The 17,613-nt window shown below is 69.6% G+C and carries 13 protein-coding genes and 1 pseudogene; 7 read left to right on the top strand and 7 right to left on the bottom strand.

Going from position 1 to position 17,613, the window contains the following annotated elements:
* Positions 1-184: 184 nt before the first annotated feature.
* Complete coding sequence (locus tag STRBO_RS0122255; protein WP_005473610.1) at positions 185-907, top strand: peptidoglycan recognition protein family protein; 723 nt, start codon at positions 185-187, stop codon at positions 905-907.
* A 411-nt stretch (positions 908-1,318) separates the two neighbouring features.
* Here STRBO_RS0122255 and STRBO_RS0122250 read toward each other — a convergent pair whose 3' ends face one another.
* Entirely contained in the window at positions 1,319-1,696 is a 378-nt protein-coding gene (locus STRBO_RS0122250; RefSeq protein WP_005473611.1) for a MerR family transcriptional regulator, read from the bottom strand.
* Between the two features lie 75 nt (positions 1,697-1,771).
* Here STRBO_RS0122250 and STRBO_RS0122245 point away from each other — a divergent pair, with 75 nt between their 5' ends.
* Both STRBO_RS0122245 and STRBO_RS0122240 read left to right on the top strand, forming a co-directional pair.
* Entirely contained in the window at positions 1,772-2,500 is a 729-nt protein-coding gene (locus STRBO_RS0122245) for an SDR family oxidoreductase (protein ID WP_005473615.1), read from the top strand.
* Between the two features lie 812 nt (positions 2,501-3,312).
* Complete coding sequence (locus tag STRBO_RS0122240; RefSeq protein ID WP_020114787.1) at positions 3,313-4,290, top strand: phage baseplate protein; 978 nt, start codon at positions 3,313-3,315, stop codon at positions 4,288-4,290.
* 500 nt (positions 4,291-4,790) lie between these two features.
* On the opposite strand, the gene STRBO_RS0122235 is transcribed toward STRBO_RS0122240, so the two are convergent.
* From STRBO_RS0122235 to STRBO_RS43480, 3 genes are all read right to left on the bottom strand, one after another.
* Positions 4,791-5,327 carry a hypothetical protein gene (locus STRBO_RS0122235; RefSeq protein WP_005473620.1) on the bottom strand — a complete coding sequence of 179 codons (537 nt, stop codon included), beginning with the start codon at positions 5,325-5,327 and terminating at the stop codon, positions 4,791-4,793.
* A 142-nt stretch (positions 5,328-5,469) separates the two neighbouring features.
* Positions 5,470-6,234: a ribosome-inactivating family protein gene (locus tag STRBO_RS0122230; RefSeq protein ID WP_005473622.1), complete on the bottom strand. Its 765-nt coding sequence runs from the start codon at positions 6,232-6,234 to the stop codon at positions 5,470-5,472.
* Positions 6,235-6,905: 671 nt separating this feature from the next.
* Positions 6,906-7,073, bottom strand: a complete 168-nt coding sequence (locus STRBO_RS43480; protein ID WP_020114786.1) for a hypothetical protein — start codon at positions 7,071-7,073, stop codon at positions 6,906-6,908.
* A gap of 102 nt (positions 7,074-7,175) precedes the next feature.
* Between STRBO_RS43480 and STRBO_RS0122220 the strand changes: the two genes are divergently transcribed.
* The gene (locus STRBO_RS0122220; protein ID WP_005473626.1) at positions 7,176-10,895 is read left to right on the top strand and encodes an nSTAND1 domain-containing NTPase; all 3,720 of its coding nucleotides are present in this window, start codon (positions 7,176-7,178) and stop codon (positions 10,893-10,895) included.
* 551 nt (positions 10,896-11,446) lie between these two features.
* Here STRBO_RS0122220 and STRBO_RS0122215 read toward each other — a convergent pair.
* On the bottom strand, positions 11,447-12,460 hold the full coding sequence (locus STRBO_RS0122215; protein WP_005473629.1) for an NADP-dependent oxidoreductase: 1,014 nt from the start codon (positions 12,458-12,460) through the stop codon (positions 11,447-11,449).
* Positions 12,461-12,617: 157 nt separating this feature from the next.
* Between STRBO_RS0122215 and STRBO_RS0122210 the strand changes: the two genes are divergently transcribed.
* Both STRBO_RS0122210 and STRBO_RS45460 read left to right on the top strand, forming a co-directional pair.
* Entirely contained in the window at positions 12,618-13,127 is a 510-nt protein-coding gene (locus tag STRBO_RS0122210) for a winged helix-turn-helix transcriptional regulator (RefSeq protein WP_202499389.1), read from the top strand.
* Positions 13,128-13,461: 334 nt separating this feature from the next.
* Positions 13,462-13,593 carry a hypothetical protein gene (locus tag STRBO_RS45460; RefSeq protein ID WP_005473634.1) on the top strand — a complete coding sequence of 44 codons (132 nt, stop codon included), beginning with the start codon at positions 13,462-13,464 and terminating at the stop codon, positions 13,591-13,593.
* A gap of 416 nt (positions 13,594-14,009) precedes the next feature.
* On the opposite strand, the gene STRBO_RS0122200 is transcribed toward STRBO_RS45460, so the two are convergent.
* Positions 14,010-14,807: a hypothetical protein gene (locus STRBO_RS0122200; RefSeq protein ID WP_020114784.1), complete on the bottom strand. Its 798-nt coding sequence runs from the start codon at positions 14,805-14,807 to the stop codon at positions 14,010-14,012.
* A 184-nt stretch (positions 14,808-14,991) separates the two neighbouring features.
* On the opposite strand from STRBO_RS0122200, the pseudogene STRBO_RS43475 reads away from it, so the two are divergent.
* Positions 14,992-15,152 (top strand): annotated as a pseudogene (locus STRBO_RS43475) (FtsX-like permease family protein); the annotation flags it as partial.
* A 287-nt stretch (positions 15,153-15,439) separates the two neighbouring features.
* On the opposite strand, the gene STRBO_RS0122185 reads toward STRBO_RS43475, so the two are convergent.
* Positions 15,440-17,515, bottom strand: coding sequence for a SpoIIE family protein phosphatase (locus STRBO_RS0122185; protein ID WP_005473640.1), 2,076 nt, complete (start codon positions 17,513-17,515; stop codon positions 15,440-15,442).
* Positions 17,516-17,613 lie beyond the last annotated feature (98 nt).

Below are 17,613 nucleotides of genomic sequence, written 5' to 3'. Positions count from 1 at the left end.
CCATGATCAAGGTCAGCGTCTGACATCCCGACCGACCCACTGGTTCGCGTGAGACGGCTCGCGGATACGGCGCGCGGCATCGACGTATTCACCGCCAACCTCCTGACCATCGAGCCGCACCTCCGCCTCGTCCGCCACCCGGACCATCTGTTACGCGAAGTCGCGCGACTGAAAGGACGGCGTCATGCCCGAGAGGAACGTCGACGACGAGGACGTGAAGGCGGCCATCGAAAGGCCCGACACGGGCGACGGACCCGGCACCGACAACCTCGACGAGCTTCCGGAGAGCGACTTCGTCGCCTTCGCCGAGGACTACGCGGAGGCCGGCCCCCAAGCGAGCGCCATCATCCCTTACGACCGTCCCGTCGCGGACTTCATCGACGAGCTCAGCGCGACGGGCCACGTCACCCACACGTCGTACAGGAAGACGTCGGTCACGCTGCACCACAACGCCGGCCGGCTTTCCCACCAGGGTGTGCTCGACCTCTGGAGGGTACGTCCGGCTTCGGCCCACTTCGACGTGGACGCCGCCGGCGCCGTCGCTCAATACGTCAAGGTGAACGAGTATGCCTGGGCCGTCGGCAACATGTTCGGCAACCAGAGCTCGATCAGCATCGAAATGGCGAACGCGACGCTCGCGCCCAACTGGACGGTCGGCGAGACCACTTGGAAGAACGCCGCACGTCTCGCCGGCTGGCACTTCGCCGAGGTGATCGGCGAACGCCCCAGCAGGAGCAACCTCTTCTACCACCACCACTGGACCTCGACCGTCTGCGCCGGCCCGCACATGGACCGGATCTACGACGACGTCCTCACCGCGGTACAGGCGGCGTACGACCACTTCAAGGACGCACACCCCACCCTCCGGCCAGATGCCGAGCGGGTACCGGTCGAGCGCCAGCGCTGATCACGGCCCAGTGCCCTGAGGACGAGGACTTCGACGAAGCCGAGGAGGGGCACCGGCCGGCCGCCAGACCCTGGGGCGCCGGGGAGGCCAGGCCCACGAATCAGGATGTGGCCCTGCCCCGCACGAGGAGAAACTTGCCCGCTCGCCGCGCGCGCCCGGCGGCGCCGCCGTGTACTGAAAGGGCAAAGACGCCCTGGCATACGGTCTGTCGGCCATGCAGCACCCAGAAGCGGCCATCGAAGTGGAGTTCCGCGGCCGACGCGCTCTCCTCTGCGTACTTGGCCGGAAGGAGCGGACGTACGGCGGAGTCCTTCGACATGTCAGGCGGCCTAGCCGAAGGCCGCCCGCCAACAGCACTCAGGTCCTGCTCCCGTCCTGCTCACGCAAGACGGTGAAGGCCCGTCGAGTGACCTACGGGTGCGTGTCCGTGATCGCGATGACCCCGTCGAGGCGGTCCAGGGCAGCCTGCAAGTCGTCGACCTTGGCCTGGATGCGGTCCCGCTCGGTGCGCAGCATGGCTCGTTGCTCGGCGTCGGTGTGCCCGGAGGCCCAGCACGGAAGCAGCTCCGTGATCCTGCGGCTGGTCAGGCCGGCGGCGAACATCTGCTGGAAGAAACGGACCAGGGTGACGGCGTCCTGCCGGTAGAGGCGCTGGCCGGATGGGCTGCGCTCCGCGATGAGCAGCCCCTGCTGCTCGTAGTAGCGCACCGCGCGTACAGAAACGCCGGCACCCCGCGCCACCTCGCCGATGCGGATCAGCCGCTCGGCCGCGGCCTCTGTGGCGGTCATGGTGATTCCTCTCAACCCGGCCCTGTGGAGCAGGACTTGCCCCTGACGTTGGCGTCAGGTTTTAGCGTAGCGGGCATGGACATCAACAACTCAGTTGCCCTTGTCACCGGAGCCAACCGCGGTCTGGGCCGCGCCTTCGCCCAGCGCCTGCTCGAACGGGGCGCCCGCAAGGTCTACGCGACGGCTCGCCGGCCCGAGTCCGTGGACCTGCCCGGGGTCGAGGTGCTGCCTCTCGACATCACCGATCCCGTATCCGTGAGGGCTGCAGCCGAGGCCGCCCCGGACGTCTCTCTGCTCATCAACAACGCGGGAATCAGCACGGGGACCGACCTGGTGACCGGTTCGCTGGACGCGGTGCGGCACGAGCTGGAGACCAACATGTTCGGCCACCTGGGAATGATCCGGGAGTTCGCGCCGACGCTCGCCAGGAACGACGGGGGCGCGATCGTCAACGTCATCTCCGCCATGTCATGGTTCGGGGGCAAGGGCGCCAACGCCTACCACCTGACCAAGGCCGCCGCCTGGGCCATGACCAACGGCGTCCGCCTGGAACTCGCCGAGCAGGGCACGCTCGTGACAGCGGTGCACCTCGGCCTGGCCGACACCGACATGGCCGCGGGCTGGCCCGTCGCCAAGATCGCGCCGTCGGATCTGGCCGACGCGGCGCTCGACGGTGTCGAGGCAGGCTCGGCCGAGGTCCTCGCCGACCAGTGGAGCCGGGACGTCAAGTCCCGACTGCCGCTGACGCCGGAAGAATTCAACGCCTCGATGGACCGCGCCTTGTCAGCGCTGATGACGGCATGAGGGCCCATCGGGCCGCACTGATTTGGGTCATGGCTTCTGAGCTCACGCGCGGTTAGCCCTGGAATAGGCGCCATGGGACCACGACATCCGCCGTGTGCAGTAGAAGGTGCAGCCCAGGTCGAACGCCGTGCGGATCAGGTCAGCAGCCTCAGATTCGCGCGCTGAGGGGCTGCTGGTGCCGGTTGCCGGCGGGAGGCTGTCCCGTGGGGCCAGGTTGTCGGGCTGGACGACGCCCCATCGCTTGATGAACATCGTTTGCCCTTGAGCCGGCGATCCCGCAGAGCATTCATGCACGGCGCCGGGGACAACCTCCTCATCCGCATCCCCGGCTTCCGTCGCATCCGCAGTGTCTCGGCATGCCCGGTGGCTCGGCTGCCCGTCCGGTCGCTGCGCGGATGTCCTCCCCCTCGCAGCGGTATCCGTACTGGGAGCGGGGCCTGGGCCACTTCATGGGTTTCAGAACACCGCACGCGGTTCCGACAGCGACAGCAGGCCCGCACGATCGTGCGGGCCTGCTGTGCCGAGGGGGCCAGTGGGCCGAGATGAACTCGCGCACGACGCGCTTCAACTCCTCTAGGCATCCATCTGCGCCCAGTGGTCGCAGGCGGTTCGTCGTCGAAGGCGAGTTCAGAGTTCAGCCGTCGAGGCAGTTGTGCGGCAGGCCACGAGCTTGCCCGCAGGGGCCTGGCCGGCACTTGTGCCGGTCCGGTGCCGCAGTTGTGACGGACTCCGCCCGAACCGGAGCGACGGCCGGCCCAGGAGATAGCATCACCCACTTCGCCCTGTCCCCCACCATGCTTTGGAGCCCCCTCATGCACCACCCTCACGGTTCTCCCTTCTCCCGCCGCGGCCTCATACGCACCGGCGCCGGCGCCTCGCTCGCCGCGTTGGGGCTCGGTGTCGGCGCGCAGACGGCTTCCGCGGCGGTGGCCACCACCAAGAGGTTCGATCTCACGGAGCCGTCGTACGACCTGTTCCGGTCCAAGGACACCCACGGGGCACGGGTACAGCAGAGCTTCGCCTTCGACTGGGTGAACAAGTTCCTCTTCGTGGCGACCAAGCGGAGTGACAGCCCCGAGTCCGCTGGTGACCTGTGCATCAACAAGATGGACTTCGACGGGAACTACATCTCGTACATGCACCTCAACGGCTTCGGTCACGGCGTCGCCTTCGCCGCGCTGCCGAGCGGTTCCGGCACCGAGCTGTGGATCGAGTGCGCCGCGAACACCGCCGGATACGGCACCGCACTCACCCCCGTCCGGTACACCGCCGGCACCACGCTGGGCTCGCCGGCCGGCTCGGCCGCCTACCGGCCCATCGCGGGGGCCACCGAGTACACCTGTTCCGTCGACCCGGTCTACCAGCGCATGATCGTGCGCTACCACACCAGCTCCGGCAAGCGCATCGCCGTATACCCCCTCTCCGCCTTCGAGACGGGCAACTTCGGCTCGCCGCTGGTCGACTTCAAGCAGCCGGCGATCTCCGGCACACCGCAGGGCTACACGTTGTACGGCTCGTACATGTACTACCTGACGGGTGACGCGTACCCCGGCGACGGCAGCCCCACCGGTGACGGCAACACCTACGTCACCAGCATCGACATCAACACAGGCACCGTGAAGCAGGGGCCCGTCCTCACCAAGGCCGGCTCCACCCTGCACCACCGCGAGCCCGAGGGTCTGGCGATCTACCGCACCGACGCCGGTGAGGCCCGCCTCTTCATCGGTTTCGCCACCGGCGTGGAGGGCGACCGGCGCTCCAGTATCTTCTACAAGAACGCGCTGATCTGAGCCCTCGGGGCCGTAACAAGGCGGGTCCACTGCCCGGCTCCCACCCGCGCATCGCGTGGAGTGGGAGCCGACGGCACGTCCAGTGCACCGACGCCGAGCGGGCCGGTGTCCCCCGCGGCCCAGGCACCTCCCCCGAAGACGTCTCACGGCTTGTTGACGCCGCCGCCGACCTGGTGGCCGGATCCGGCGGCGGCAAGGCCCACATCACCTACGGCTCGGCCGCCGGCCTAAGCGCCGATAACACGTAGGCCTTCGACCAGGCCCTGCCCGACGCCTACCCCGGGGCGGGCGCGTGGGCACGGCCGTGCGTGCCGCAGAATGTGGACCAGAGGCAGGGAACGGACACCACCCGCCCCGTCAGCCGACGGCCTGTGGCACTCATGGCCTTTGCGAGCGTCCTCATCGTGTCCGGCCGAGCTGCGGTCCGGGTGAAGAGGAGGCGATGCGGGGTGTCGACGTCGACAGCGGCGTGACACGAAGGGCGTCACGGACGAGAAGAGCTAGTGGATCAGAGTATTCAACATGATGATCACTAGGCCGATCAGCATATCGAGGCCCCCTGCCCGGCAAGAGGACGGCCATCCCTGCCCAGCCCTGCGGGCGGCCCAGGTGCCCAAACCGAACAAGGCGACGGTGTTGAACAGCAGGGCCACGTCCACCGCGGTGGCCTCTGCCCACCACCCAGCTACCGCGGGGAGCAGCACCCCCACCGTGGGCAGCACGGCGGCGACCAGGGGCCACTCGGCGAGCACCGACCGCAGTCTGCCGGTGGTGGCTGCCCCGTCGGCGGACGCACGCTGGGCGATGACGTGCGCGTACCCGTGGGCGGCACTGGACGCCAGTGCGGTGATCAGTACCCACAGCGCGTCCCCACCGGGATCGGCCTCCTCTCCCGTCGCGTCCAGCGCGGCCACCATGGCACTGGCCAAGACCAGTCCATAGATGCCGCTGAACAGCCACTGCTCCGGCGGCTGCCGCCGCAGGATCCTGCTTGCTGCGACGCCCTCGGGGCGGACACGGTCGGCGCGGTCGGGCATCGCATCCCCTCGACGGCGGGAAGAACACTGTTCCGCCATGCTCACCCGCGTGGCGACAAGGAACACGACACCACGCGAGCGCGCACGACTGTTGTGCCCGAAGAGAGGGCTGAGCCTGTCGGTGACGACGGTGGCACCAGCGTCAGTGGATACGCATCAAGTCGACCTGCTGTGCGGTGACGAACACGTTGGACCCGTTGTCCATGCCATTCGCGATGCGGCTGGCGATGGGGTGGAACCGGGATGCCTCGGTGATGGCGATGATGTAGCGCAGCAAACCGCGCGCCTGGGCAGTGCGGTCGGTACCGCGGATGCTGAGGTCCCTGAGGCTCTCCTCAAGGCTGGACTCGCTTAGGTCGACAGCGGTCAGCGACTGGTTGACGACCCGGGCGAGGGCATCGTAGCCCTCCTTGCCGAGAAACCAGTTGTCGTCGGTGGCGTCCTCCTTGCCGGGGACGTCGGAGACGAGGTTCAGGACGAAGTTGTGCGGGATGTCGTTGGAGAGGAACCGCACGACGTAGAAGTCACTGAGCCGCACGATCGCATGCAGCGTCGGGGAGGTGTCGCCGCTGCTGATCACGATGTCGGCGAAACTCTGGGTATCCGTTTCGTTCGCGATGTCCACGTTCACCTCGGCGCCGTCGTCGCGCATGATGCGATCGGCCGAGGTCTCCGCGAGGTTCCGCAGTCGGCCGACCATATGCAGATAGGCACCCGAGCCGTGGTCGATGTTCCAGTGCACCTGTGGGAAGTCGACGTGCTCCTTACCGGCGACGGTCTCGGCGTTGATCGGCACATGGTCCGCCTCCGCCGACCCGGATGTCTCGGCGTCTCCGGTGGGCAGCACCATCACCAGCAATCCGAGAAGGACGGACAAGGCGACCACGATGAGGACGCTGGTGGGCATGGTGTGCTCCGGGTTGTTCGACGCTCTGGAATGTCACGACCGACACTCACAACCGGAAGGTTGTTTGGCAGGCCTCTTTCGCCACCGCATACAATTCCAGAAGCCGGGCCCTATACCACTTTGTTTGTATATAAGCCGTCGTTGCCTCACGCCTCTGCCTCACAGGCCTTCAGCCCCGACGGCACCACCGTGGACGCGGCCGGAGGCGATGCCGACCTGGTGCAGGACACCGCCGGCATACGGCGGCTGCCCGGTGACCTGCTCTGCGCCCCGCCCGACTCTGCACACCGGCGGCTGATGCCCTCGCCCGCGCGCTCACCTCGCACAGTTCCGGAGGCGGGCGGTGATTGCGTTCGTGGGACCACGTGGAGGGATCCGCAGCCAGGGGGTCGGAATCCCAGCCAGAGCGCACCGCCGACCAGCAGGAGCAGCCACGCCCTGAGCTGCACTGTCGAGTCGCTCCAGGAGGCGATCGGAGCCGGCGGAAGGGGGACCCCGCGGGTGCGCGGGGCGTTGAACGGGTCGCGGGTCCGTGCGGTCCCAAGCGGCTGGCGAAGGCTGTCGGCTTCCTCGCCGTGGCGACCGGCTACGATCCGGCCGATCGGCCGCCGGGTGCCGGGCGCGGAGCCGGCTGTGGACGTTCCTCCTCCTGGTCATCGAGATCGCCATCGCTACGCGATCGACGACTGGGCCGTGGGCATCGTCCCGCTGGACCAAGTCGCCAGAACACCGGCGACACCGTCCGCGAAGGACCCCGTCGACCAGGGCTGCAGGAGGTCGTCGACCAAGACACCGGCCTTGGCCTTGACGTCGAGATCGCGCCGCCTCCGCGAGCCCACTGGTGAACATCACAACCGGAACGGGTTCTCGCCCGGGGAGGACGAAAAGTACCTTGGACCGCTGATCAGCGTGTTTTGACTGTAGGTGAAAGAGGCTTCGCGATGGGACGTCCCGAACTACCGGTCGACCCGGCGGCCGGTCCCGTGCAGCGACTGGCCCACGATCTTCGGGAGCTGCGCTGCTCGGCGGGGGGCGTGTCGTACCGGACCATGGCGAAGAAGGCCGGCTTCTCGGTGACGACCCTGGCGAAAGCGGCGAGCGGCGAGCGACTGCCGTCGTTGGCCGTGCTCCAGGCGTACGTCCGGGCATGCGGGGAGGACCCCGCTCCGTGGGAGGCACGGTGGGCGGAGGCCGAGGCGCTCGCTCGGGAGGGGAAGCGGGAGGATGCCGACGTCGCACCGCCCTACCGTGGTCTCGCGCGTTTCGAGCCGGACGACCGTGAGCTGTTCTTCGGCCGGGACCGCATGGTCGAGGAGCTGAGCGAGCTGGGGTGCGGGTCCCCGTTCGCCGTGGTGTTCGGGGCATCCGGCAGCGGCAAGTCCTCCCTGCTGCGGGCCGGTCTGATTCCCCTGTTGCGGGAGAAGGCCGCGCAGCAGGGACGTAAGGCGGTGCTTCGGATTTTCACTCCGGGAGCCCGGCCCGCCACCACCTACGGACACCTGCTGGCGCCGAAGGCCGATGATCCGGAGAGCTGGGTGGTGGTGGATCAGTTCGAGGAGGTCTTCACCCTCTGCCGCGAACGCGCCGAGCGGGACCGCTTCCTCGACCTTCTGCTCGCCGCGCGCGACCCGGGAAGCCGACTGCGCGTGCTCATCGCCGTACGGTCCGACTTCTATGCGCGGTGCGCCGAGCACCCGCGCCTGGCGGAGGCGCTGCACGGGAGCGGGCTCCTGGTCAGGTCCATGACTGCCGACGAACTTCGTGAAGCGGTGGTCGGTCCCGCGCAGGCGGCCGGGCTCATCGTGGAGCGGACACTGACCGCACGGATCGTCGATGATGTTCTCGACGAGCCCGGCGGGCTGCCGATGCTGTCCCACGCCCTGTTGGAGACCTGGCGGCGGCGCAAGGGACGGATGCTGACCCTGGCCGCGTACGAAGCGGCCGGCGGGGTGCGCGGCGCGATCGCGGTGAGCGCCGAGGAGGTGTACGGGGAACTCTCACCCGCACAGGCGCACGCCGCCCGGCACCTGCTCCTGCGGATGGTCGAGCCCGGCCAGGGCAATTCCGACACGCGCCGCCCGCTCAGCTGGGAGGAAATGGCCGGGTGGGAGGACCCTGAAGTACGGGCCGTCGCCGGGCGGCTGACCCACGCGCGGCTGCTGACCACCGATGACGACGGTGTGCAGCTCGCCCACGAGGCGCTCATCACCTGCTGGCCGCGGCTGCGCGAGTGGATCGAAGCGGACCGGGAGCGGTTGCGCCACCACCGGCAGCTGACCGACGCCGCCCGCACCTGGCTGGAGCATGACCGCGACCCGGGCACGCTCTACCGGGGCACCCGCCTGGCGCGGGCCGAGGAACTGTTCGCGGGCGACGACCGCGGCTACGACGGGCTGACGGCCGAGGAGAGGGCCTTCCTGGTCACCGCGACGGAGCAGCGGGCGGCGGAGGAGCGGGCCGCCACCCGGGCCCGGCGCCGGAGCCGTACGCTCACGGCCTCACTCTGCGCTGTGCTGGCGGTGGCCCTGGTCGTCGGTCTGACCGCCGTACGACTGCGTCAGGACAGCGAGAAGCAGACCACCGACACGGCGGCCCGCCGGGTGGCCGCGGTCGCCGACGCGCTGCGGACCACCGACCCGCGCACCGCGATGCTGCTCGGCGTCGCCGCATGGCGCCTCTCTCCCCTGCCGGAGTCCCGCCGGGCCCTGCTGGGCGCGCTGGCCCAGCGCGAACTGGGCGACTTCACCGACCCGGCGCCCGGTGACGAACCGGCCCGGTTCCTCGACAGCTCCGGGCGCACCTTGCTCAGCACCAGCGACAACACCACCTGGCGGAGGTGGGATGTGGACACCCACCGCCGTATCGCCTCGGGGCCGGTACCTCGCGGGACGGTAGTCAGGGCGAGTCCGGACGGCCGGGTGCTCCTCATTTGGACCGCTGCCAGGACCCAGCGGCTGTGGGACACCCGAACGGGGCGCTGGGTCGGGGACCCGTTGCCGTTCGGGTCCACCGTGGGCTTCGGGGCGAGGGGCCGTCATTATGTGGTGAGGAGCCGGGACGACGACCGGGCTCGGCTCTACTCCCTCACCGACGGCCATCTCGTCTTCCGGACCCCGTCGGCCGGCCGGGGAGAGCTCGTCCACGCTGCGGCCGACGACGACCGGCTGCTGGCGGTCTGCCCGCGCGGCCGGTCCCCGCAGGTCTGGGACACCTCCACGCGCACCGTGCGGCGCGGTGCCTGGGCCAACGCCCGCGGCGTCTGCGGTGACGGCTTCCTGGGCTTCACCGGCGGTCGGCTCCTCGCTCGCACCGAGGACCGGGCGCGTGTATGGGACACCACGTCAGGACGAGAACTCGCCGACGTCGCCGACCCGGGTGACACCGTCGTGAGCGCGGACGGCTCGTATCTGGCGACCAGCGGCAGCCAGGAGATCAGGGTGTGGCGCCTGCCGACCGGCGGCGCCCCGGTTCTTCGACACCCCTTGCCCGGCGCTTCGCCCGTCCGCCTCGCCTGGGACTCCAGGCGGCCCGTGCTGCGGTACCTCGAAGGAGGCACGGTCCACACCCTCGACCTCACGTCGACGCTCACCCGCGACTGGCGCACGAGTCCGCTCGCCGGGGTCCGGCTCAGCCCCGACGGCAGGACACTCGCCACCGCCGAACGCACCGGTGACCGCTACACCTTCCAGCTGCGAAACACGCGCGACGGCCGACTCCTGCGAACCCTGCCTGCCCCGCCCCGTCCCGTCTTCCGCTCCGGTGAGTCGACGGTCCCCGTAGAGATCGCCGAGCCGTTGCTGTCCTTCAGCCCCGACGGACGCATATTCGCCTACGGAATCTCCATCCCCCTCTGGGACGCGGAGAACCAGCCCCTGGCGGTGTGGGACGTGACCGCCGGACGCACGAAGACCACCGTGGATCTGGCGACGGCGTCCGGGGCGGCCGTGGAGGAGATCGCCCTGGGACCGGGCGGCCGTACGCTCCTCACCGCACGCTCGACCGAGGGCGTCTACTCCAACGAAGTATGGGACACCAAGCGGCAGCGGAGGACGGCGCTGCTCCCCGGCCCGGGCGGCAATCGTCTGGCCGTCAGCCGCAACGGCAGGCTCCTCGTGACCGACAACCGTGTCGTACGAGCGGGCCGGTCCCAGGCCCATGACCTCGTCCAGCGCGACAGCATCGACGACATCGCCTTCGCGCCCGACGGCTCCGCACTGGCGGCCGGCGCCGGGACAGGTCGAGTGGTCCTCTGGGACGGCGGCCTCCGGCACCAGGCGGGCATTCTGAGGAATGTCTTCCCGGGGCCCGTCGATCCGGCCTCCGGCTCAGGCGAGTCGATCACGGCTCTCGCCTTCAGTCCGGACGGCGGCACACTCGCCGTGGGCGGCGACGCGGGCACCCTCCAACTCTGGGACATCGCGACCCAGCAACCTCTCGGTCCGCCTCTGCCCACGCCCGGTGGCAGCATCGACACCCTCGCCTTCAGCCCGGACAGCACCCTGCTGTACGCGGGCGGCAAGCGCGTACCGCTCCAGCGGTACGTCGTGGATCCCGACCGAGCGGTGTCCCTCGTCTGCGCCCGGGCCGGGAACGCGGAGCTGACCCGGGCGCAGTGGCGCACCTACGTTCCGGACCGGCCGTACCGGCGGGTCTGCCCCTGACCGTCTCCCTGAATCAGGGAAGCGGCCGAGTCGCCATTTCCACTTCGCCCGTGCCTTGTTGATCTGCACGCCCCCGCAGCCCCGTGGAAGCATCCGGTGCAGCGTTTCGATGAGGACGACGGTGTCGAACAACGGGGCAGCCGCCTGGGCGACGGCGACTGTCATGGTGCGGCGGGATACAGGAGAGGTCATGCCGTCGACGGGAGAACCCGCGACACGCATCGAGCAGACCAATCATCACGATGTCCGACGACGTCGGAGCCGCCCTGTTGCCTCGTCTGTTGGCCGCGACGGTCCAACTGCCCGGCATCCGGCCCGCCGTACGGCAGGCGAGCCGCAACACCGTCGCCCACATGCTCGACCGCGGCGGGGGCGACCTCGGCCTGGCCTTCACCTCCGGGCACAGCGCCGACCACCGCAACCGTGACCTGTTCACCTCCGGCTACACCTGCGTGTTCGCTCCTGGTCTCCTGACACGCGGATCCGGATCACGCTGGAATCGCGCCCCCTCCTGTGACCGTGCGGAGGGAGGGTCTGTGGCCGGCTCGGTCTCAGCCGTTGTCCGACACCATCGAGACCACGACCTTGCCGGCCTGGGTGCGGCCCTGCTCGACGTACGCCATCGCCTCGAGCGTCTGGTCGAAGGGGAAGGTGCTGTCGATGACCGGGCGGAGTTTCCCGCTGTCGTAGAGGGCACCGAGTTCGCGCAGCTGGGAGCCGCTGGCCCGCATGAAGAAGAACTCGTAGCGCAAGCCCAGGGCTTTGGCCCGCTTGCGGACCTTGCGACTGAGGGCGGCCATGACCGGGGCCAGGACGGAGGGAGCGCCGAGCTGCTTGGCGAAGGCGGCGTCCGGCGGGCCGACCACGCTGAGGGCAAGGCCGCCGGGCTTCAGCACGGTCAGCGACTTCTCGAGGTTCGCCCCGCCCACGGAGTCCAGCACGAGGTCGTAGCCGGACAGCACCTTCGAGAAGTCCTCCTTGGTGTAGTCGACGACGACATCGGCGCCGAGGCTCCTGACCAGCTCCTCGGTCCTGGTGTTCGTGGTCGTCGCCACCGTGGCGCCGAGGTGCTTGGCGAGTTGAATGACCGTGGAGCCGAGGCCGCCGGCACCGGCGTGGATGAGCACCTTCTGCCCCGGCTTCACGTGCGCCCGCTCGACGAGGATCTGCCAGGCGGCCAGCGCCACCAGCGGCACCGCGGCTGCCTCCTGAAGGGTGAGGGAGGCGGGTTTGGGCGCGACATCGTCCGCGTCCATCGCGATGAACTCCGCGAAGCCCCCGACCCGCAGATCGCGCGGACGGGCGTAGACCTCGTCGCCGACTTTGAGACCGTGTACGGCGGAGCCGACCTGTGTCACGACGCCGGCCACGTCGTGGCCGAGCACGAACGGGCGCTTGTACTTCAGGAGCTGCTTGAACTCCCCGTCGCGGACCATCTTGTCCAGCGGGTTGATGCCGGCGGCGCTCACTCTGACCAGAACGTCACGGGCCCCGACGGTGGGCTCGGGTACGTCTGCGGCACGGACGCCGTCCTTGCCGTACTTCTCGACGACGAATGCCTTCATGACGGCCGCCTTTCTCCGTAGGTCTCTCGGTGGTCGGTGTGACTCCCCGAGGGTCCCCTGCGCGCCCGTTTCTCGCGTGCGGCCGGGTTGATGTGCCACCCATGACGCTACTCGCTGAGTATAGGAAAGTAAACTTAGGTGAGGTTAGACTCCCCCCATGGATGCAACGACCGAAGCTCTACAGGACGCCGGCGTGGACCCCCGCCTCGCCCGGGACACGTCGAACTGCTCGATCGCTCGGACCCTTGAGGTCGTGGGCGAGAAGTGGACGATCCTGATCCTGCGCGAGGTCTGGTACGGCTCGTCCCGGTTCAACGAGTTCGAACGCGTCCTCGGCTGCCCTCGCAACCTCCTCGCCGCCCGACTTCGGATGCTCGTGGAAGAGGGGATCCTGACCACCGAGACCTACAAGGAGCCTGGCTCGCGGAGCCGGCCGAAATACGTGATCACCCCCAAGGGCGTGGATCTGGTCCCGGCCGTGATGGGGCTCCTGCAGTGGGGCGACCGCTACCGCGCCGACCCGGAGGGCCCGGCCATGCTGTCCCGGCACCGTGGATGCGGCGCACACGTCGACGCCCAGATCCGCTGCGACCGGGGCCACGCCGTACAGCCGGAAGACATCGAGAGCATCCCCGGCCCCGCCTTCCGCCTCAAGCCCGCCGAGTGAGCTGAGCCCGGTGGCGCCCGGAACCCGTGATGGGCCCAGCCTGCCGGGATGCACTGCCTCCGTACGGCCCTGCCTGGTGAAAACCGGGCTTTGTGTGATGCGGAGCATCGGCCTGGCCGGAGTGCGCCTGCGGCGCAGGAGGAAAGGACGAGCGTGCGGAGATCTCGGATGCTCGTCGACCGTGAATGACAACGGCGTCGGAGCCGTGGCCTGCTTCAACTGGTGCAGGAGCCGGGATCTCACCGGTACCTCGACGACTACTGAGCCAACGTGCAGCTCCCCGTGGGACCAGGACTGGGACGCTTTCCGAGTCGACGCCGGGTGGTGCTACAAGGTGTCGTTCGACATCCCCGAACCGATCAACGACGACGAGACGTACGACCGGAGGGGCAAGTCTGCGCTCTACGTCAAAGTCGGGGACGAGGCCAACGCCCACATCGTGCGGCAGAGCTCCAGCAGCTGCTAGCCCGACCTTGCCGCCCGCTCCGGACGTTGCGGGGATTGTCGAAGCCGGACGTGGCGATGAGCGGCTCGTCGCGGCCATCGGTGTCGAGGTCGGCGAGGCGCAGGTCCCAGCCGAAGAAGCCGCGATCTCCCTCGTGCTGCGGGGAGCCGCCGAGCCCGATCGCGTACCGGTCGATCACGACGGTACGGGACGCGCTGAGTCCATCGCCCACGACCGCGTGCGGCATGTACGCCAAGCCCCTTGGCCCCCAGCGGCACCCCATGTGCTGCGGGGCGCATGGTGCAAGCCGTCAAGATGCAGCTCACGGCCCCGTAACGACCGGATCAGGGTCGGATTGCGTTCGGCGTCCCGGATGCCTTTCGCCGTCGTACTACCGGGCACGTCGGCGACGGCGCTATTACGACGGAGGCAAGGAACTAACGGCGCCGGGATTCACTCTCGTCCGACGAGGACGATGCGTCAAGAATGGTTTCGACCTCGGGTGTGGCCCGCCTTGCCCTGCCCGACCGGACGCGCCTCTCGTGCTGGGCACCGCCGATGCGTCCCTGCGGATAGTCGTTGAGGAACTCCGGGGCTTCGTGCGACGGGTTGGCCTGCCGCCGGAGCGCACTGCGGATGTGCTTGATCGCTCCCGGCTCGCGAACCGCCTCGGCGTTGGCGATTCCCATGAGCATCGCCGCTGCCCGGCACTGTTCGTCACTCAGACCGGCGATATCCTCCTCGCTCAACTCCCGCCCCTTCAGCGCTTCGACGAGGGGGAGGAACTGCTCGGCGTCGAGAGTGGGGATCAGGCCGGTGAACTGGTTCTCTTCCTCGCGGACGTAGCGGTCGTCGCCCTGGGTTCCCGGATACTGCTTCTTGTTGGAGCTGATGTACGGAGCCCCGCCGCGCCCGGGGCGCTCGTTGTACGGCCCGAACGCCGTCTCGTGGCTGGTGAAGCTCTCCGCCTGCTGCGCACCGCCACGTCCGGTGTCCCGCGCGGCCCAGCGTTCCCGGCGAGCGTTGGCCTTTTCACGATCCGCGTCGGAGACCCTCTGCACATACGCCGTGGCGGCTGCGTTCCCGGCCATGCGCTGCACGGCTCGGACGGACGACGGCGTGACCTGACGGTCCCCCAAGAGGCGCGCCGCATCGGCGCTCTGGACCGCTGAGGTCCGACGGGGCAGAGGCTTCCCTTCCCGGTCGCCACTCTCTTTCTTCCGGTCGAGACCCATGACGCCGCCGCTCCCTGTAGTGGGGTCGGGAGCAGGGCAGAGCACCCGGCCCCGAACCGTTCCGCCAGTCGCCTTCGACGGTAGACGCAACGGGAGGCGTCCGTACATGTCCATGAGGGCAGCCCTCCGCCTCATGCGGGCACAACTGGCGCGCGCCGACGCGGTGACACCGAGGACGGCGACGGCGATCCTGGGAGTCGTCAACACCCTCGCGATGTCCGTGTTCGAGCGCACCCGTGAGACCGGGATGCTGCGCGCGGTGGGGTGCCGGCCCGAGCAGACCAAGCGGATGATCCACCTGGAGTCCGTCCTCATCTCGCTGTCGGAGCCCTGCTGGGCATCGGCGCGGTGGATCGGCTTCGCCGCCGAGACCCCGCTGCTGAGCGCCCTCCTCCCGCCGTTCATGGTGCCCATGCTCAGCGTCCCCGTCCGCCGGTTGCACGGCACCGGCAAGCCGGGCTGGAGGATGCTCATCGCTTTGATCCCCTGGCCGGCCCGGTCCCCCACCTCGTGACCATGACCGTGGACAGCGACCCGGCGACCAACCAGTACGTCCCCTCCCTCAAGGCCGTCAGCCACCCCGTCGGCTGAGTCCGGGAGGCCGCACACGAACTGGCTGCTGCATGTGGCGTTCAGTTCGGCGGGCCGGCGCGTCGGGCGAGGAGGAGGGCCACGTCGTCGTCCGGTTGCCGGTTCAGGGTGTCGAGCAGGAGGTCGCAGGTCTCTTCCAGAGGGAGACGGGTGTCGTCCAGCAGGCGGAGCAGGGTGTTCAGCCCGGTGTCGATGGGTTCCGTGCGGCGTTCGACGAGGCCGTCGGTGAACAGGGCGAGCAGTGCCCCTTCCGGGAGTTCCCGCTGAGCGGCGGTGAACGGCACCCCTCCCACCCCAAGGGGTACTCCGGCCGCGATGTCGAGGAGTACGGCCTTCCCGCCCGGGTCCACCAGTACGGGCGGGAGGTGGCCGGCGCGGGCGACCTCGCATCGGCCGTTCCGGGGGTCGCAGACGACGTAGAGGCAGGTGGCCAGCGTGTCGGTGTCGCCGAGCGAGGCGGCGATGTCGTCGAGGTGGGCCAGCAGCTCCGCCGGCGGCAGGTCGAGCCGGGCGAGGGCGCGGGTGGCGGTGCGAAGCTGCCCCATGATCGCCGCGGCGTGCACGCCTTTGCCCATGACGTCGCCGACGACGAGGCCGACCTTGCCGTTCTTGAGCGGCAGCACGTCGAACCAGTCCCCGCCCACCTCGCTCACCGCGGGCAGGTAGCGGGAGGCCACCTCCATGCCGGCGAGGCGCGGGGGTTCCTCGGGGAGGATGCTGCGCTGAAGGGTGAGGGCGGTGGCGCGCTCACGTCCGTACAACCGGGCGTTGTCGATGCAGATGGCGGCGCGTGCCGCCAGTTCGGTCGCGAGGGTGAGGTCCTGGTCGTCGAACGGTCGGTGGTTGACCGTCCGGTACAGACTGAGCGTGCCCAACACCTCGCCCCTGGCCACCAGAGGAGCGGCCAGGTAGGAGTGGACGCCGGCCCGGCCCAGCCGGTCGGCGGCGGACGCGTCCCGCGCGATCCGCCGCAGCGTCTTGGCGTTCACGTGTCGCAGGAGGATGGGCCGTCCCTCCCGTACGCACTGGGCGATCACCCGCGCCGAGGTGTACGACGCCGGCTCGCCGACCGGGTCCACGGCCTCGAAGGCGGTGGTGGGGCGGCCTGCTTTGAGCGCCAGCGCCCGGAAGGCCGGCGGATCGTCCGCCCGTGCCGCGCCCGTGCCGCCGTGGCCGACGACCGAGTCGAGTACGTCGACGGCCGCCAGGTCGGCGAGCTGCGGAACGGTCACGTCCGCGAGTTCGTGTGCCGTCTGACGCAGGTCCAGCGTGGTGCCGATGCGAACACCGGCGTCGGCGATCACCGCCAGGCGTTCCCTCGCCTGTACGACCTCGGCGGCCGCCCGCTGTCGCTCGGAGATGTCGAGGATCGCCATCGCCAGGCCCAGCACGCGTCCGCTGGGGTCCTCCAGCCGGTGGTAGGACTCCGAGTAGGCGTGGTCCTGGCTGTCGGCGGCGGTCCGGCCGATCGTCTGCTGGTCCAGCAACGGCTCACCGGTGTCGAGGACCCGCCGCATCCGCGCCTCGATGGCCCGGACGTCGAGCGCCGGCAGTACCTCGGCGACGCGGCGGCCCAGCACGGCCTCCTCGGGAACGCCGTTGATGCGCTGCAGGGACGGATTGACCCGGACCCATCGCAGGTCGGGGTCGAAGACCGCGATGCCGACCGGCGACTGGTTGATCAGAATGTGGGAGAGGGCCAGATCCCGCTCCACGTTCCGTACGGTGTCCGCGTCGATGCCGAGCCCCAGGGCGTGGATGTCGCCGCTTGCGTCGCGCAGCTGCATGGTGCGGAATTCCACGCGGCGCGTCGTCCCCCGCTTGTGCAGCATCGGGAAGACTCCCGCCCAGCGTGCCCCGGTGCGGACGCGCCGGAACAGCTCGCGAGCAAGGGACCGGTTCTCCGGGGCCACCAGCAGCGCGCCCGCGTCCTGGCCCAGCGCCTCGGCCGCGGAGTAGCCGAGCAGTGACTCGGCCTCCGGGCTCCACAGCACGATCCGCCCGTCGCTGCCGAGGACCATCGCGGCGACCTTCAGCAGATCGAGCAGCCCGCCGGGCGCGGCGGTGACACCGTCCTCCTGCCGACCGCTCCCGGCCCGGCTCTCTCGCTCAGGCATACCGGACACTCCTTCCGGCGGCAGCGCAGGAAAGGACCTGGGCCTGTTCCGCCGGGCCACGTGTCAGTCATACCTCTGCCCGCGGCGCACCGCACGCC

This window comes from Streptomyces bottropensis ATCC 25435, assembly GCF_000383595.1.
Taxonomy (GTDB): Bacteria; Actinomycetota; Actinomycetes; order Streptomycetales; family Streptomycetaceae; genus Streptomyces; species Streptomyces bottropensis.
The sequence above is the reverse complement of the archived record's forward strand: the minus strand, read 5'-3'. Positions and strand labels throughout refer to the sequence as shown.